The organism is Bradyrhizobium sp. WYCCWR15520 (genome assembly GCF_056174665.1).
This window is the reverse complement of sequence record NZ_JBWBWM010000027.1, coordinates 48,954-65,865: the sequence shown is the minus strand read 5'-3', so window position 1 is coordinate 65,865 and position 16,912 is coordinate 48,954. Positions and strand designations below refer to the sequence as shown.

14 protein-coding genes and 1 pseudogene are annotated in these 16,912 nt (G+C 61.0%); 7 read left to right on the top strand and 8 right to left on the bottom strand.

Annotation, left to right across the window (positions count from 1 at the left end; genetic code table 11):
- Positions 1–16: 16 nt before the first annotated feature.
- Entirely contained in the window at positions 17–1,468 is a 1,452-nt protein-coding gene (locus AC0QUY_RS28320) for an aldehyde dehydrogenase (RefSeq protein WP_475389519.1), read from the top strand.
- Positions 1,469–1,556: 88 nt separating this feature from the next.
- On the opposite strand, the gene AC0QUY_RS28315 is transcribed toward AC0QUY_RS28320, so the two are convergent.
- From AC0QUY_RS28315 to AC0QUY_RS28300, 4 genes and pseudogenes are all read right to left on the bottom strand, one after another.
- Positions 1,557–2,342 (bottom strand): energy transducer TonB family protein, encoded by a 786-nt coding sequence (locus tag AC0QUY_RS28315; protein ID WP_475389517.1) that lies wholly within the window; start codon positions 2,340–2,342, stop codon positions 1,557–1,559.
- Entirely contained in the window at positions 2,339–2,803 is a 465-nt protein-coding gene (gene exbD, locus AC0QUY_RS28310) for a TonB system transport protein ExbD (protein WP_475389515.1), read from the bottom strand. The genes AC0QUY_RS28315 and exbD overlap by 4 nt, the downstream gene beginning before the upstream one ends.
- A 3-nt stretch (positions 2,804–2,806) precedes the next feature.
- The gene (exbB, locus tag AC0QUY_RS28305) at positions 2,807–3,751 is read right to left on the bottom strand and encodes a tonB-system energizer ExbB (RefSeq protein WP_475389514.1); all 945 of its coding nucleotides are present in this window, start codon (positions 3,749–3,751) and stop codon (positions 2,807–2,809) included.
- 5 nt (positions 3,752–3,756) lie between these two features.
- Positions 3,757–4,389, bottom strand: a pseudogene (locus AC0QUY_RS28300) (Fe2+-dependent dioxygenase).
- Between the two features lie 574 nt (positions 4,390–4,963).
- On the opposite strand from AC0QUY_RS28300, the gene AC0QUY_RS28295 reads away from it, so the two are divergent.
- From AC0QUY_RS28295 to AC0QUY_RS28285, 3 genes are all read left to right on the top strand, one after another.
- Entirely contained in the window at positions 4,964–6,130 is a 1,167-nt protein-coding gene (locus tag AC0QUY_RS28295; RefSeq protein ID WP_161853993.1) for an efflux RND transporter periplasmic adaptor subunit, read from the top strand.
- Complete coding sequence (locus AC0QUY_RS28290; protein ID WP_475389513.1) at positions 6,127–9,273, top strand: multidrug efflux RND transporter permease subunit; 3,147 nt, start codon at positions 6,127–6,129, stop codon at positions 9,271–9,273. Before AC0QUY_RS28295 ends, AC0QUY_RS28290 begins: the two co-directional genes overlap by 4 nt.
- Before the next feature lie 62 nt (positions 9,274–9,335).
- A complete protein-coding gene (locus AC0QUY_RS28285) occupies positions 9,336–9,890 on the top strand; it encodes an invasion associated locus B family protein (RefSeq protein ID WP_475389566.1) in 555 nt (184 codons plus the stop codon).
- Between the two features lie 137 nt (positions 9,891–10,027).
- Here the strand turns inward: AC0QUY_RS28285 and AC0QUY_RS28280 are convergent, their stop codons facing one another.
- The gene (locus AC0QUY_RS28280; RefSeq protein ID WP_475389512.1) at positions 10,028–10,486 is read right to left on the bottom strand and encodes a hypothetical protein; all 459 of its coding nucleotides are present in this window, start codon (positions 10,484–10,486) and stop codon (positions 10,028–10,030) included.
- A gap of 114 nt (positions 10,487–10,600) precedes the next feature.
- Here AC0QUY_RS28280 and AC0QUY_RS28275 point away from each other — a divergent pair, with 114 nt between their 5' ends.
- Positions 10,601–11,293, top strand: a complete 693-nt coding sequence (locus tag AC0QUY_RS28275; protein WP_475389510.1) for a TetR/AcrR family transcriptional regulator — start codon at positions 10,601–10,603, stop codon at positions 11,291–11,293.
- A gap of 913 nt (positions 11,294–12,206) precedes the next feature.
- Here AC0QUY_RS28275 and AC0QUY_RS28270 read toward each other — a convergent pair.
- On the bottom strand, positions 12,207–12,470 hold the full coding sequence (locus AC0QUY_RS28270; protein ID WP_475389509.1) for a hypothetical protein: 264 nt from the start codon (positions 12,468–12,470) through the stop codon (positions 12,207–12,209).
- A gap of 257 nt (positions 12,471–12,727) precedes the next feature.
- Between AC0QUY_RS28270 and AC0QUY_RS28265 the strand changes: the two genes are divergently transcribed.
- On the top strand, positions 12,728–13,000 hold the full coding sequence (locus AC0QUY_RS28265) for a hypothetical protein (RefSeq protein WP_475389507.1): 273 nt from the start codon (positions 12,728–12,730) through the stop codon (positions 12,998–13,000).
- Between the two features lie 403 nt (positions 13,001–13,403).
- On the opposite strand, the gene AC0QUY_RS28260 is transcribed toward AC0QUY_RS28265, so the two are convergent.
- Complete coding sequence (locus AC0QUY_RS28260) at positions 13,404–13,676, bottom strand: hypothetical protein (protein WP_475389506.1); 273 nt, start codon at positions 13,674–13,676, stop codon at positions 13,404–13,406.
- A gap of 242 nt (positions 13,677–13,918) precedes the next feature.
- Here AC0QUY_RS28260 and AC0QUY_RS28255 point away from each other — a divergent pair, with 242 nt between their 5' ends.
- Positions 13,919–14,101 (top strand): hypothetical protein, encoded by a 183-nt coding sequence (locus AC0QUY_RS28255; RefSeq protein ID WP_475389504.1) that lies wholly within the window; start codon positions 13,919–13,921, stop codon positions 14,099–14,101.
- Positions 14,102–14,923: 822 nt separating this feature from the next.
- On the opposite strand, the gene AC0QUY_RS28250 is transcribed toward AC0QUY_RS28255, so the two are convergent.
- Positions 14,924–16,708 carry a PHA/PHB synthase family protein gene (locus AC0QUY_RS28250; protein ID WP_475389503.1) on the bottom strand — a complete coding sequence of 595 codons (1,785 nt, stop codon included), beginning with the start codon at positions 16,706–16,708 and terminating at the stop codon, positions 14,924–14,926.
- Positions 16,709–16,912: the final 204 nt, after the last annotated feature.

The following is a 16,912-nucleotide window of genomic DNA, read 5'->3' as shown; positions in this document are numbered from 1 at the left end:
CCCGAAGGAGAATGTCATGCACGAAATCACGCTGCTGCTCGAGAGCAAGGATGTCCCAGCGTCAAACGGCGCGACGTTCGATCGGCTCAACCCTGTCACGGGTGATGTCGCAAGCCGCGCTGCGGCAGCCCAGATCGCGGATGCGAAGCGCGCGGCCGACACCGCCGCGGCCGCTTTCCCCGCATGGTCCGCCACTGGCCCGAACGCAAGGCGCGCGATCCTGCTGAAGGCTGCCGATCTGCTGGCGTCGAAGGCGCCGCAGTTCATCGAGCTGATGGCAGCAGAAACCGGCGCGACCGCGGGCTGGGCCGGCTTCAACGTCCACCTTGCCGCCGGCATGCTGCGCGAAGCCGCCGCCATGACCACCCAGATTTCGGGCGAGGTCATTCCCTCGGACAAGCCGGGCTGCATCGCCATGGCCGTGCGCCAGCCGGCGGGCGTGGTGCTGAGCATGGCGCCGTGGAATGCGCCGGTCATTCTCGGCGTGCGCGCCATTGCGCTGCCGCTGGCCTGCGGCAACACCGTGGTGCTGAAGGCCTCCGAGATCTGCCCGGGCACCCACCGGCTGATCGCCGAATGTCTGCGCGACGCCGGCCTGCCGCCGGGTGTACTCAACGTCATCACCAACGCGCCGGAGGATGCTCCTGCCCTGATCGAAATGCTGATCGGCCATCCCGCCGTGCGCCGCGTCAATTTCACCGGCTCGACCCGCGTCGGCCGCATCATCGCGCAGGTGGCGGCGAAGTATCTGAAGCCGGCGCTACTCGAACTCGGCGGCAAGGCGCCGATGATCGTACTCGACGATGCCGATATCGATGCCGCCGTTGCCGCAGCGGCCTTCGGCGCATTCATGAACCAGGGCCAGATCTGCATGTCGACGGAGCGCCTCGTTGTCGACGAGAAGATCGCCGACGCATTCGTGACCAGGCTCGCTGCGAAAGCCGGATCGCTGGTCGCGGCCGATCCGCGCAAGGGCAATGCGCCGCTGGGATCGCTGATCGGCACCGATGCGGCGGCCCGCATCCAGGCCTTGATCAACGACGCCGTCAGCAAGGGCGCCAAGGTCGTTGCCGGCGGACGCAGCGAGGGCACGCTGATGTCGGCAACCGTGATCGACGGCGTCAACTCGTCGATGCGCATCTATGGCGAGGAGTCGTTCGGTCCGGTGGTCTCTGTCGTGCGCGTCAACGGCGTGGACGAAGCCGTTCGCGTCGCCAACGACACCGAGTATGGCCTGTCGGCCGCCGTGTTCGGCCGCGACATCGCCCGCGCGTTCGAGGTCGCCAAGCGGATCGACTCCGGCATCTGCCATGTCAACGGCCCGACCGTTCATGACGAGGCACAGATGCCTTTCGGCGGCGTCAAGGCGTCAGGCTATGGCCGCTTCGGCGGCAAGGCCGGCATTGCCGAATTCACGGAATTGCGCTGGATCACGATCGAGACCGGACCGCAGCATTATCCGATCTAGCACGATGGAGAGAATGCGCGGCGGGGGTGAAGGTCAGACCTTCGTCGGCGATCATGCCCGACATCACTGGCAAAGCAGAACTATCGACTTATTTTGCGTCCTTGAACGTGACAGGCAAAGTGCGAGTCAACCCTAGATCTGCGACCAACGGCGGCGGCTTCGGTACAGGATCCGCCCGTCGGACCATTTTCAGAGCAGCTTCGTCATAAGCGCTCAGACCAGAACCTTCGGCGACGCTAACTGAAAGAACGTGACCCGTGCGGTCAAACTCAAGCTCGAGCTTCAACGCCGCGCCTTTCACCTTTGCGCCGTCCGGAAACATCAGGAACTTCTTGAAATGAGCAACAACCTTCTTTTCCCACGCCACTTTCGCGAGCTCGACGCTCTTGCCGATGCCCAATTTCGGCGCCTTGGCCGTGTCTTCACGACGCCCGTCAAGGTTAGGCGTTGCCATTGCCTCTTGCGCCGCTGATTCCGGCGAAGCTTGCGTCTGCACCGCCGCAAGCTTCGTATCCTCCTCCTTCGGCTTTTCCGATTTGTTCGGTGTCACCGCGCGGTCCGCATCATCGACGTCGGTCGGCTTGTCCTGCGGCAGTTCGGTGTCCTTAACCTCGGCCTCTTGTTCGGCGAGTTGCGGCGATGCTACGGCAGCCTCGGTATCCGGACCGGGAGGCAGGTTGATGTCTTCACGGTTGGCCGATGCAAGTTCAACTCCAACCTCGATCGCCGCCGCACCGACGGCATCGTCGGCCTCTCCTTCCACTTGCAAATGCGCAATTGCCAGCGCTGCTCCCCCGACATGAAGCGCGAGAGCGATCACAGCGGCTGAAATCCAGAGCCGCCGGGATGGCTTCTGTTCGTCGAGGCCGGTCAAGGGTTTGCCGGCGCTGCCTGCGCCGCCGCCGCATCAGGAACGCCTTCCAGCGCCACCAGTTTGATTTTCGAGTAGCCGCCGGAGCGCAGTATCTCCAACACGACCATCAACTCCCCGTAGGGTACCGCGCGATCGGCGCGAATGAAGATATGACGATCCTTGCTGTCCGGCATCGCATCTAACGAGCGCACCAGATCGATCCGCTTGACCAAATCCTCCCCGATCGCAATCGAGAGGTCCGGCTTGATGCTGACATAAGTCGGCTTGTCCGGCTTCTTCTGCGGAGTTGCGGTCGATGTCGGCAGATCGATCGGCAGGTCGACGGTGGACAGCGGCGCCGCGACCATGAAGATGATCAGGAGAACGAGAATGACGTCGATAAAGGGCGTGACATTGATCTCATGCGATTCCGCAAAATCGCTGTCGTCATCGTGGTCATGTTCTGCGATTGAGGCGCCCATCGCCTACTCCGCCGCCGTACGGGAATGCGAACTGACATGGGTGCGGTCGAGATCGCGCGACAACAGCCGCGCCGCAGCGCCCGATGCGCGGCTGACCAACTCCATGTAGCCCTTGGTCACGCGAGAAAAGTGATTGTAGATGATAACGGCGGGGATTGCAGCAACCAATCCGATGGCGGTCGCGAGCAGCGCCTCGGCGATGCCGGGCGCCACCACGGCGAGGTTCGTGGTCTGCGATTTCGAAATACCGATGAAGCTGTTCATGATGCCCCAGACGGTGCCGAACAGGCCGACGAAGGGCGATGTCGCGCCGATGGTTGCCAGAAGGCCCATGCCGAGCCTGATACGCCGCGCTTCGGCGCGCACGATTTCGGCAAAGCTCGATGCGGCGCGCTCCTTGATGCCGGCATCGCTCGAGATGCCCGCCGACAGCCGCGCCTCGCGCATTGCTGCCGCAAGGAAGGACGCCAGCACGCTGCCCTTGGCGCCGAGCGCGAATTGCGCTTCCGCCAGCGACCGCGCGTCCGCGATCTTGGCCAGCGCCGAGCGCACCTTGCGCTGAACCACGGTCAGCTCAAGCATCTTGGCGATGAAGATGGTCCAGGTCACCAGCGAAGCAAAGGCAAGGCCGATCATGACCGCCTTGACCACCACGTCGGCCGACTTGAACATCGACCAAGGCGACAATTCCTTGAGCTCCGCGGCCGCCGCCTTCAGCAATTTACCCTCGCGCTCGGCCGGCGTCGCAGCCGCGTCCGAAGGCGCGGCCTGCGGAGCCGCTGCCTGGGGCAGCGCGGCCGGAGGCTGCGATTGCGATACGGCGGGCGCCTGCTGGGCCGTTGGCGCTACAGGAGGGGCCATGCCCTGCTGGGCGGACGACGGCACCGCCAGCGACAGCATCGCCAGCGCCGAGATCATCACCAATGTCGTCACGCGAGAAAGAGTCATCTTGTTCATTCTTCGGCCCAGTAGCGGATCAGGTTGCGATTGGTCAATTTGACCGTTTCAGGGTCGTCTCGCCCGAGCCGCTCTACCAGGGCCTGGATCGCGATATCGAGATCGAAGACGAGGCTGCGGGCGTGGCCATCCCGTACCATGCTCTGCAGCCAGAAAAAAGACGCTACATGCATACCTCGTGCGACCGGCGTAACCAGATGCGACCTAGACGCAGGATAATGCATGAGGCCCCAGGCCCCGAGCTTGATTTCATGTAAGTCATAGAGGTCCTCCACTATCACTTCGCTACCGTCGTATTCGTCCGGTTCCGACGGGCACTGCGTCACTGAAAGGTGGGTCCGGATCTGCAATCCCGTGAGGCGATCTCCCCTCACCGCGTTGTCGACATGAAGGCCGAATTGGTGGCCGTCTGAGGCCGCGTAGCGGTTAAACAGCGGCGGGACGAAATGCAGCCGGGGTCGCCGCCGAGATGAATTCTGGACTGGCGATCGGCGTCGTTAGCCCTCGACGGCCGCGCGTAGGCGCTCCGCGCCTGCGGTGGAGCGGCCATCTTCCACACGGCCGCGACCATGATGCGGCGGAAGTCCACCACATCAGTCGCTCGGTACGTTGGCGATGCGGACCAGCATTCCAACTGCCCCTTAGAATTTGTCTAGAACCGTGCCCGAGAGCACCATGCTCACGCTTCGTCCAGGCGCCAGGAACACGAATGGCGTCGCGCTCCGGTCAGAGCACATCGTAGCCGAGCTCGTTTGTCAGGTTTGGTGACCAACAGTTTTGCGTTCCGGTTCCTGTTAACCTCCCTTACAAGCATTCTAAAGACCGCCGGGAAATCCTGGAAAGTCAGGCGCTGATTGTTCGTCCAGCTTTCACCAACCAAACCGTGCCGGTGGTTTCATCAGCGGAACGGTTCGCCGACCGTCGATCCATGGCGGCAATGCTGATGCCCTCACGACAGCTTTGAGGGCCGGTGAGGAAGCGCAGGGGATGGGGCGATTGCAACACGCGCAATCAGTCCCACAATCAGAATCCGGACGTCATCCCTGTGCGCAACTCACGCCGAAGTACGCGACGCAGCGAGCCGCCCACCGCGGCGGCCAACCTTTCCTATTGTTTAGGATTCTCAAGCCTTAGTGTTTGTACAGGGCGAACGCGCGAACGTTATATCGGAGGACTTGGGGAACTTCCGGAAATCGATGAATCATGTCGAGGTCGCGCACCATCCGTTGGGCTTTGCTGATCGTAGCGATCGCCGCGCTGGGCTACCTCGGCTGGCAGCGATTCCAGAGTGGAGACCATCCGGCGCAAGCTGAAGCGCAGAAGGCCGCGCCCGCCCGTGCCGCCGTTCCGGTGCGGATTGCCACGGTCGAAAAGGCCGATTTTCCGGTCTATCTGACCGGTCTCGGCACCGTGCAGGGATTCAACACCGTCGTCGTCCGCACTCGCGTTGACGGCCAGATCAACCGGATCGCTTTTCAGGAAGGACAGGTCGTTCGGGAAGGCGACACGCTGGTCGAGATCGATCCGCGGCCTTTCCAGTCTGCGCTCGATCAGGCCAAGGCCAAGAAGGCGCAGGACGAAGCCAACCTCGCCAACGCCAGCCTCGACCTGCAGCGCTATACCAAGCTCGGCGAATTCGCGACCCGGCAACAGACCGACACGCAGCGCTCCACGGTCGCGCAGCTCACCGCGCAGATCCAAGCTGATGCAGCGATGATCGAGACCGCGCAGACCCAGCTCGATTACGCCACCGTCAAGGCCCCGATCTCCGGCGTCGTCGGGCTGCGTCAGGTCGACGTCGGCAACATCGTCAATGCCGCGACGCAGACCGGCATCGTGACCATCGCCCAGATCGAGCCGATCGCCGTGATCTTCACCGCGCCGGAAGACCAGTTGCCGGATATCAAGGCCGCGCTCGCGGCTTCCCCTCCCAAGACGATCGCGCTCTCCACCGACGGCAAACGCGTGCTCTCCACCGGCACGCTCGCGCTCATCAACAACCAGGTCGACACGTCGAGCGGAACCGTCCGGCTCAAGGCCGTGTTCGACAACAAGGATCACGCGCTGTGGCCGGGCCAGTCGGTCTCGACCCGGCTGCTCATTGCGACGCTGAAGGACGCCACCGTGATTCCCGACGACGCCGTTCAGCATGGACCCGATGGTCTTTACGCCTATCTGGTCAACAAGGAGAACAAGGCCGAACTCCGCAAGATCAAGGTGATGCGCTCGATCGACGGCCGCTCCGTGGTCGATGACGGGCTTTCGCCCGGCGAGCAGGTAATCGCGGCGGGCCAGTTCAAGGTTCAGCCGGGCACGCTGGTGACGACGGCAGTCGCCAGTTCGGATCAGGCGAAGGTTCCCGGCGAATGAGCGAGGGAATCTCCGCGCCCTTCATTCGCTATCCCATCGGCACCTCGCTGATGATGGCTGGCATCTTGTTCGTCGGCCTGGTGGCCTATCCGCTGCTGCCGGTTGCGCCGCTGCCGCAGGTCGATTTTCCGACCATTCAGGTTTCCGCGTCGCTACCCGGCGGCAGCCCGGAAACCATGGCGTCATCTGTGGCGCAGCCGCTGGAGCGTCAGCTCGCGCAGATTCCCGGCGTCGCACAGATGACCTCGACCAGCTATCTCGGCACGGCGGCGATCACGATCCAGTTCGATCTCAACCGCCCGATCGACGCCGCCGCCAACGACGTGCAGGCCGCAATCAACGCCGCCAGCGGCCAGTTGCCGAAGAGCCTCCCCTCGCCGCCGACCTATCGCAAGGTCAACCCGGCCGACTCGCCGATCCTGCTCTTGTCCGCGACCTCGGACACGCTGCCGCTGACGACCGTGAGCGATGCCGTCGACGCCCAGCTTGCGCAGCAGATCAGCCAGATCTCGGGTGTCGCCCAGGTCATCATCGGCGGCCAGCAGAAGCCGGCGATCCGCATCCAGATCGACCCGGCCAAGCTCGTCGCCAAGGGCCTCTCGCTGGAGGACGTGCGCAGCCAGATCGCGATCACGACCGTCGATAGCCCCAAAGGCAATATCGACGGCGAGCATCGCGCCTACACCATCTATGCCAACGACCAGTTGCCAGACTCGAAGGACTGGAACGACGTCATCATTGCCTACCGCAACGGCGGGCCGTTGCGGATCCGCGATATCGGCCAGGCCGTCACCGGGCCGGAAGACGCCAAACAGGCGGCCTGGGCCAACGGCAAGCGCGGCGTGTTCCTGGTGATTTTCAAGCAGCCCGGCGCCAACGTCATCGAGACCGTCGACAAGATCAAGGCGACGCTGCCGCGGCTGGTGGCAGCCATTCCGCCGGCGATCAAGATCGAGGTGATCAGCGACCGCACCCAGACCATCCGCGCCGCGGTGGAGGACGTGCAGTTCACGCTACTCCTGACCATTGCGCTGGTCGTGATGGTGATCTTCATCTTCCTGCGCAGCTTCTGGGCCACGGTGATCCCGACGGTCACGGTGCCGCTGGCGCTGCTCGGCGCCTGCGCGTTGATGTGGGTGTTCGGCTATACGCTCGACAACCTCTCGCTGATGGCGCTCACCATCGCAGTCGGCTTCGTGGTCGACGACGCCATCGTGATGCTGGAAAACATCACGCGCTATATCGAGGAAGGCGAAAAGCCGCTCGCCGCCGCCTTCAAGGGCGCCCGCGAGATCGGCTTCACCATCGTCTCGATCAGCATCTCGCTGGTCGCGGTGCTGATCCCGTTGTTGCTGATGGGCGGCATCATCGGGCGGCTGTTTCGCGAATTCGCGGTGACGCTTGCCATGACCATCTTCGTGTCGATGATCGTGTCGCTGACGCTGACGCCGATGATGGCCTCGCGCTTCCTGCGCGCGCACGGGGAAACCAGGCATGGCCGGTTTTATCAATGGAGCGAGCGCGGCTTCGATGCGATGCTGCGCGTCTATGAGCGCGGCCTCGACCTAGCGCTGCGTTGGAAGCTCACGACGCTGATGGTTTTCTTCGCCACGCTTGGATTGTCGGTCTACCTGTTCGTCATCATCCCAAAAGGCTTCTTCCCGCAGCAGGATAACGGCCTGATCACGGCCACCTCGGAAGCCAGCCAAGACATCTCCTTTGCCGAGATGAAACGGCGTCAGGAAGAACTCGGAAAGATCGTGCAGGCCGACCCGGACGTGGCCTCGGTCGCGATGTTGATCGGCGGCAGCGGGCGCGCCGGGAACAATGGCAGTCTCTTCATCACGCTGAAGCCGCGCGAGGAGCGAAAGGCGAACGCGCAGCAGATCATAGCACGGCTCCGTCCCCAGTTGGAGAAAGTTGACGGCGCCCGCCTCTTTATGCAGGCGGCGCAGGATGTGCGGCTCGGCGGCCGGCCGACGCGAACCCAGTTCGAGTTCACGCTGCAGGACGCCGACCTCGCCGAGCTGAACGAATGGGCGCCGAAGATTCTGGCGAAGATGCAGACGCTGCCCGAGCTGCGCGACGTCGCCACCGACCAGCAGACCAACGGCACCACGCTGGAGCTGAAGATCAACCGCGATACCGCCGCGCGCTATGGCATCCAGCCGCAACTGATCGACGACACGCTGTATGATGCGTTCGGCCAGCGTCAGGTGACGCAGTATTTCACCCAGCTCAACACCTACAAGGTGGTGCTGGAGGTGCTGCCGGAATTGCAGGGCAGCCTCGACACGCTGAACAAGATCTACGTGAAATCGCCCACGACTGGCGATCAGGTGCCGCTGTCGACCTTTGCCACCTGGACCAGCGTGCCGGTGCGGCCGCTATCGATCAGCCATCAGGGCCAGTTTCCGGCGATCACGATCAGCTTCAACCTCGCACAGGGCGTGGCGCTGGGCCAAGCCACCGACGCGGTGCAGAAGGCGATGATCGAACTCGGCGCGCCGGCAACGCTCAATTCGAGCTTCCAGGGCACCGCGCAGGCGTTTCAGCAGTCGCTTGGCACCGTGCCGCTGCTGATCCTTGCCGCGCTGGTGGTGGTCTATCTGATCCTCGGCATCCTCTACGAAAGCTACATCCACCCGATCACGATCCTGTCGACGCTGCCGTCCGCCGGCGTCGGCGCGCTCGCGATCCTGATGCTATTCGGGTTCGACTTCAGCTTGATCGCGCTGATCGGCATCGTGCTGCTGATCGGCATTGTCAAGAAGAACGGCATCATGATGGTCGACTTCGCCATCACGGCCGAGCGCGACGAGAACCTGAAGCCCGAAGCAGCGATCCGCAAGGCGGCGCTGTTGCGCTTCCGTCCGATCATGATGACGACGATGGCAGCGCTGCTCGGCGGCGTGCCGCTGATGCTCGGCACCGGAACGGGCTCGGAAATCCGGCAGCCGCTGGGCTATGCGATGGTCGGCGGGCTGCTGGTCAGCCAGGCGCTGACGCTGTTCACCACGCCGGTGGTCTATCTCTATCTCGACCGGCTTTCCAACGCGTTTGCGCAGTGGGGACGTTCGTCCAATCCTAACCATGATGTGCATTCGCACACCCATGGATCGGTCAAGCAGGCGGCCGAATGACTTGACTTTAGGTTGCAACCAGCACATCCGAATGATGTTCATTTCGGAGCTGGATCGTGACAATTGCTGCAAAGCTTACGATTGCAATCGCGATATTGTTCTCTTTTTGCGGGCAAAGCCACGCCCAGGCACCCAAAGCCAAGAACCCCTCACCTGTGGCGCAGGCAACGCCGGCTCCGGCTGCGGCCGAGGGAGCGAATATGCCCGCCCCTCCTGGCTGGATTGCGCGGTGCAGCAGCGCCAGCCGCGGTGCGCCGCTGGAATGCGCGATCGAGCAGAGCGCCGTTCTGACCAAGACCGGCCAGTTGATCGTGCTGATCAACATCCGCGTATCAGCCGAAACCCGCGCGCCGGTCGGCCTCGTCCAGCTACCGCTCGGGCTCAATCTGCCGGCCGGCGCCAAGCTCCAGGTCGATGACGGCAAGGCGTCCGACCTGCAGATCCAGACCTGCGAGGCCCGCGGCTGCTACGCCAACCTCCAGATCGCGCCCGAGATGCTCACCGCGTTGAAATCCGGCAAACAGTTGAAGGTCTCGTTCCAGAATCTCGCCAAGGAAACGATTGCGATCCCGATGCCGCTGGCGGACTTTGCGTCAGCGTATGAGAAGATCAAGTAGCGCGCTCTCCACGTCATTGCGAGAAGCTCGCGACAAAATTGCAAAGCAATTTTGCGCTGAAGCGACGAAGCAATCCAAGCGTCCGCGCTCGCTGATGCATGGATTGCTTCGCTGCGCTCGCAATGACGGTGCGGCGGTTACTGCCGCGCCATCTCCGCCGTCCCAACTCCCTCGCCGTCCAGCTTTTGGTCCTCATGCATGTCGACCGTCACCTTCAGCAATTGGCCGGTGAATTCGAATGGCGCCTCGTAATGCGAGACCGGGCTGGAGCGGTCGCGGCCGATGTCGAGGCCGGACCACGAGATGAATTTGTTGAAGGCGAGCTGGGTCTGGATCGAGCCCGCCGGCTCGCCGTCGATCAGGAGCGTATAGGCCGTCAGGCCGGTGCGGGAGCCCTTGGCGGGCGGCTCCTTGCGCACCAGACGTTCGACATGCACGCCGAGCCGGTGCGCGCCCGATGGTACCTTGCGGTCGGAGGTCACGATCTCATGGCCGCCACCGATGTTGAGATCGTGCACCAAAAAGTCGTCCTTGATGTAGAGGCTGTAGCCTGAGGTCGCGTCGCCATGGGCGATCAGCACGCCCTCGGGCGCCACGGTCGCCGATCTCGACCTGGGCCTCGATGGTGTAGCTGCGGCTCCGCACATCGGGCGCGACATCGGTCGGCACATGTCCCATGCCGGCATGAAAGATGAACTTGTTGCGCGCGGATGCACCGATCGGCCGAACTCGAACTTCCCGGCGTCACCCCGTCGCGGCAGAAGCGCAGCCGCGAGACCACGGCCGCCCTGCTCCAGGCCGGCGCGGAGATGCTGCGCACCCACAGCCTGGCGGAATTGTCGATCGAGGCACTGTGCCGGCAGGTCGGCGCCACCGTCGGCGCGTTCTACAGCCGGTTCGAGAGCAAGGACGCCTATTTCAATGCGCTGATGGCGCTGGCCGCGCGCGACGGTGAAAGCAGGCTTGCTCGCATGACCGAGGACAAGCGGCTGGCCGATGCCGACCTTGCCGATCTCAGCCGCCTGCTCGTTCGCGGCAGCATCGGCTGGATCCGCAAGCATGAAGGCGTGCTGCGCGCCGCGCTCCAGCACGACGACACACGGCCGGACCGCTGGTCTACGTTCAAGGAGCTGGCGCGCGCCAACGTCGCCAATGCCACGCCGATCCTGCTTGGCGCTATGGGCCGCGACCGCAAGGCGGCAAAGACACGCGCCATTGCGTTCGGCTTTCAGGTCGTGCTGGGCACGCTGGTCAACGCCATCCTCAACGATCCCGGCCCGCTATCGGTTCACGACGAGGAACTGGAGGAGCGGCTGGCGGATTGCCTGCTGCTGTTGCTGCAGGCGGAGATGACGCCCGCGGCGTCCGCCCGAGCCGCCGCGCATCGCAGGCTTAAGAAGTGACGGCCGCTTGAGCTTCCAATGCTTCAAATCCGAAGGGCGGAAGACCAAAATGCGCCCTCTTCCACGCTTGCCAAAGACAGGACCAAGCGGGTAGAACGACGCCAACCTTTGGCGCGGTGATTTGTCCGGATCCCGCCGCCGGCGATCTATCCAGATAATCAGATAAACCATTGATTATATTGGATAATCCATTGGGGAATGGTGTAACGGTAGCACAACGGCTTTCGGCCTAGGCCGTTGAAATCCCTCACCTAGTTTTGCAACCCCACTACATTTTGATCCGGCTATTTCCGGCCACTTCTGAGACGTTTGCAAAACTCTTCTCGTTGTCCTCGGCGTTGAGCATGCTAGCCAGGCGTTGCCATCCAGCCTGCTAGAATTACCGAATGGAAACTTCTCGAAGCGGTGGAAGCTGGTCGAGCGCGGACTCCTTCGAGGTTCAGGACTTGGCGAGCCGAACGCGAGCCTTTGTTTATTTCTCCGACGATCCGTGGCGCTGCGTCTTCTGTCCGGGCTCCGAGCCCCGGACGAACGCAAATCCGCGACCGCACGCCCGTGATCTTCACGGAGTCGGACACGCACGGGCCCACGCCGAATGTCGTGATGGCCGGCTTTATCGGCACGCCATCCCAGTGGGAGCGCTTCGATAAGCGGCTCGCAAAACTTCAGAGGCGGCACGGCTTCAGCACCTTCCGCTCGACCGAGCTCAAGAGCCGCAGAGGAGATTTTGCCGGTGGACGGACGGCCTAACTCGCTCGATGGCATCTTCACAGTCCGCCAAAAAAACTGGCCAACTTAGCCGAGCAATTTCAACTCCAAACGTGGGTTTGTGGTGCGCTCGGAGGGCGCAGAAGATGTTAGCAACTTCAATAACTTGCCGAGATGGGCAAAAGGCGAAGTGCATTTCGCGCCTCTAGGTGCTTTTCAAGCCCAACACCAGAGCTGAGCTAAGTCGGGCGCGACCGTATTTCTTAGGCTCTTGAGAGCGGGCATTTTTCTGGCGCATGCCGTCGAGACCTACCGCACTCATTAGAAACGCGACTACTGCCTGGTTCGTAGCGGTGAACCGTTTCAGACCGGCTTGAATCGCCGCAATATCTTCATCGGCTTTCTCGAACACCGGGCTGCGATCGTAAACCCTTCCCTTAATACTGATGGCAAGCCGCTGGCGATGCATCAACATTGCCTCAAGGGCCCAGCGATTTTGAGCCGAACATACGTATCGACGATTGCTCGATGGCGCTTGGCATTGACGAGCGATGGCCCCCAACTCGCGATGGTCCTGTAGCGTGATTCGCGCTCCCGAAAGGTTGGGAAAATTCTTTCCACCGGGCGCGGGACCGAAGCCCCGCGCTCTGCGACGTAATTCCTATTTCGTTGGGGCTCGCCGAGGTCCAGACTTGGGTTCAGATTCGGGCAGCGGCAGATCCGACCATGAGCGGCTCAAAATACTCCCCTGCAGCAATTCGCGAGGTCTGGCAGAAGGGAGGGAAACAGCGCTGGGATGGCCGAACGCACGGCCGAGGCTACTGCCTGCCGATTGTCGACATACTAGCATTGATACCGGGCAGACCAGGGTCGCCGAACCCAAGCTTCGAATTTTGGCGAGACCAGAACAAGATCCGCGGACGCTTCATTGGCGACGTTGTTGGCAATGGCATCGTGGTTGCCAAGCTCAACGAAGAAGGGCTTCCGGTACCCGAATAATCGGCCCGCCGACTGGCGCGCTGACGTTCGATGCGGTCGTCCTTCAGGCTGGCACCTTAGCCGAGGCGCAGATTCTCGGCCGCCGTCTTGCCGGACCGTCGTTGCCAGCTCCAGCGCATCCCGATTCAATGTACTCAGGAAGTTGAAAATGGCGCAACCTCGCCTGATAGTTGTCAGCGCCCTGTCATGTAGCGTGTTCATGTAGATGAATATGAAAAATCCCATCTACGATCCCAATCACTGGCGTGAACGTGTGGAAAAACCACGGGCGAAAGCGGGAGTCCTTCGCGCCTGCTCAAGATCGCCGAAGAGTATGACCGCCTAGCTCCGCATGCCGAACAGCTGGGAAGGCGCGAGTAGGCCGGCTCAGTTGGCGGCCTCTGTCGTTTCCGGCACCTCATTGTTATCTCGAAGCAGCACCTATGCCGGACCGGAGCGCCAAAATCAGGTCTTGCACACGACAATCGATCAACGCCAGCGCATCTGTCGGGTGTGCGAGGTCGATGTCATCGATATGCCAGTAGCTCAGGCGCTTCGCCATCTCCGGGAACCGCTGCTCGATCAGCGGCCGATGCTCCTCTTCCACGGCGACGACAAGTTTGGCCTGATCGAAATCAGCCAGAGAACACGGAAGCGGGGTTGCGTGCCGATCCCTCTGGCTGAATCTTCTTTGCATGAAGTGATTCGAGCGCGAACTGAGAAATAGGCCAACGTTCTCAGGTGAGCCCCTCTCAGCTAATCCTCGCGAGAACGCGCACCACGGCAAGCCTGCAGCTTTGGCGTGGAAGTTGAATAGCTCTTCCGCTTAACGGCTCCGATAGTAGTTTTCCGTGCAAAGGAAGAGAATCCAATTTGCTGCCGTCATTGCTTTCTTCGGAAACCGCACGTACTGGAGCAACCTAGTTCGAGGAGAATAAAGTGGCTAAAGCGAAAAAGAAACCAACACCCAAGCCGTACACTGCGTCCGACATCAAGCTGCTCAAACAGCATTCGAAGGCACGAACCCCGGTATCGACGATTGCGAAGCTTATGAAGAGATCCGAAGGCTCGTTGCGACAGAAAGCGTTGAAGCTCGGAATCGGTCTTGGTCATCAGCGATGATCGCACCACCGCGCTCGCGCTAGATTGAAAGAAGCGTGATGGCAGACGGTGCGGTTGTCCCCATTTAGATGAGGAAGGACCATCCATGAAACTTACCACAATCATTGCAACCGCATTGGGTCGTTCGGACACGGCCGCCCTGGCGCAACCCGGAACTCATGAAACATCCGGAACTTCTGTTGGATCAGTCCGTGCGACTGAATTTCCGCCGAACGATAAAATAAGCGGCAACTGTCGATCGATGTAGCCTCAACCCGCCACCGAAGTCGCCTGTGAGTTCGTCACAGAATGAAGTGGTCTCCCCCACATCAACGTTCGATCGCCGCGCGTACAGCCCGGAAAATCTGGGATCGGTGAGACAAAAAGACTTTGCAAGACTATCGGCACAAACCGGCGATTGGAGATCGAGCAGAGCATGTCCGCTCTGCCCGGGTATTTCAGACATCAACTTGTTCTGCTATTGCCCAGGCGAATGTGCCCACCCGGAAGGTCATCAAAGAATAGTTCGTCAGGTTCGCGTTGGCTTCCGGGGATGGAATAGCTCTTCGATGGACTGTTTCGGGTCCTTGATCCGAGAGCGGTCCTTGCGATCGTTCTTCTGTGCTTCGAGCTTCTGCAGGAAACGGAAACGCGGCGATCGGGTCGCGTGCCCCGATCGGCCGTGCTTGGTCATGCCGAAACCCTTTTGGCCGCCATGCGTCACTTGATCACCAACGAAAGCGGTGCGGCTCATTTCTTGCATGCTGGCCTTCTTGCATGCTGGCGTTGCCACCGGGCCAAGCTTGATGCGGTTCGCCGAAAGCACAAGTCGGAACAGGATTTCTACGCTGCGGATCTCACCCGCACGTAAGAGCCCGGCGCGTTTTCGATAATCGTGAGCTTGCCACCGCCGGGTTCTCGCGCAGGAACGCGGTCGGAATCAAGTCGCGTTACCCAATCGTCCCAGACCGGCCACCAAGAGCCTTGATGAGGCGTAGCGCCAGCAAACCATTCGTCAGGGCGCGGCGGCAAATTGTCGTTCGTCCAGTGACCATATTTGCTGCCTGGTGCGCTGATCACGCCAGCGATATGGCCAGACGCCGACAAAACGAACTTGACAGGACCGGAATAGAAGCGGGTCGCTGCATAGGTCGATTTCCATGGCGCAATGTGGTCCTCGCGCGCAGATAGAATGAATGTCGGCGTCGAAATTTTCGACAAGTCGATCGGGGTATCGGCGAGGTTAATACCGCCGGGTTTTGCAAGGAGATTGTGCTGATACATCGTACGCAAATAGAACGAATGCATCGCTGCTGGCATGCGCGTCGAATCGGAATTCCAAAACAGAAGATCAAAGGGCATTTGGTCTTTGCCGAGCAGGTAATTATTGACGACAAAAGACCAAATCAGGTCATTCGCCCGCAACATATTGAACGCCGTCGCCATATCTTGCGCTTCCAGATACCCGCGCTCGCGCATCCGTCTTTCGAGAGAAGTTAATTGCGCTTCGTCGATGAAGACGGCCATCTCACCCACATCGGTAAAATCGACGAGTGTCACGAAATACGTGGCACTTGCAAGCCGGCCGTCGCCCTTCGCGGCCAAGTAGGCGGCCGTCGAGGCGAGGAGAGTTCCGCCGAGGCAATAGCCGATCGTGTTGACGCTCCGCTCTCCGGTTGCGGACTCGATCACGTCCAGTGCCGCCAAGGGTCCCTCGATCATGTAATCTTCAAAGGTCTTTTCAGCGAGCTTCTCGTCGGGATTTACCCAGGAGATGACGAAGACCGTATGGCCTTGATCGACAGCCCATTTGATGAAGGAATTCTGCGGCCGTAGATCGAGAACATAAAACTTGTTGATCCACGGCGGCACGATGAGCAGTGGACGCCTTCGGACTTCCTGCGTCGATGGCCCGTATTGGATCAATTGCATGAGCTCGTTCTGGTAGACGATTTTCCCTAGAGCCGTGGCGATATTTTCGCCGAGGCGGAAAGCCTTCATGTCAGTCATCGTAATCGAAAGCCGGCCGTTGCCGCGTTCCAGATCGACGAGAAGATTCTCCAAGCCACGTAGCAAGTTCTGTCCGCCAGAATTCAGCGTTTCGGCGAGGACCTCCGGATTTGTTGCGACGAAATTGGAGGGCGACAAAGCGTCGACGAATTGGCGAGTGTAGAAATCCACCTTGCGAGCGGTGGCGTCGTCCATGCCCTGGACTTCGCGGATTGCCGTAAGAATCGATTTGGCAGCAACGAGATAGCTGTCTTTCACAAAACCGAAGATGGCATTCTCGCTCCATTCCGGATGCTTGAAGCGCTTATCTTGCGGAGCATTGGCTTCCTGCGCGCGGGGCATGAGCATGCGTTCGGCGGTCTTTTGCCAAACATTCAAACTGCCGTAAAATAGATCGATCTGAGCGCTCGCGACCGCCGCGGGGTTGGTCATCATCTTCGTCATGAGTTTGAAAAAATCGAACCCGAGGCTCGACGTGTCGCCAATGCCAAGCTTGACCGCGTCCGGCTGATTCGACACGAAACGTTGCATCAGTATCTGGCTTTGGTTGGCGATTCTCTGCAATTGCGCCGCAAGGACGAGCGGGTCCCATCCGGGCTGCACTAGTTTGTCGGCCATATCTTTCCCCTAGTGGTTATTAGACCTGTACCAGGAGCTTTGGCTGGTTCTGAAAGACTACCACCTTGCGATCAGGCGGTATCAAGAAATGAACGGCTCGGTCTCCCAACCAAGGTCGCCATTTTGCGACGCAATCAGAATTGTGCGTTGCGAGACTCCCTCCCGGCAGGATCGTCGTAACTTCGCCTAGAGCTCGAGTGGAGC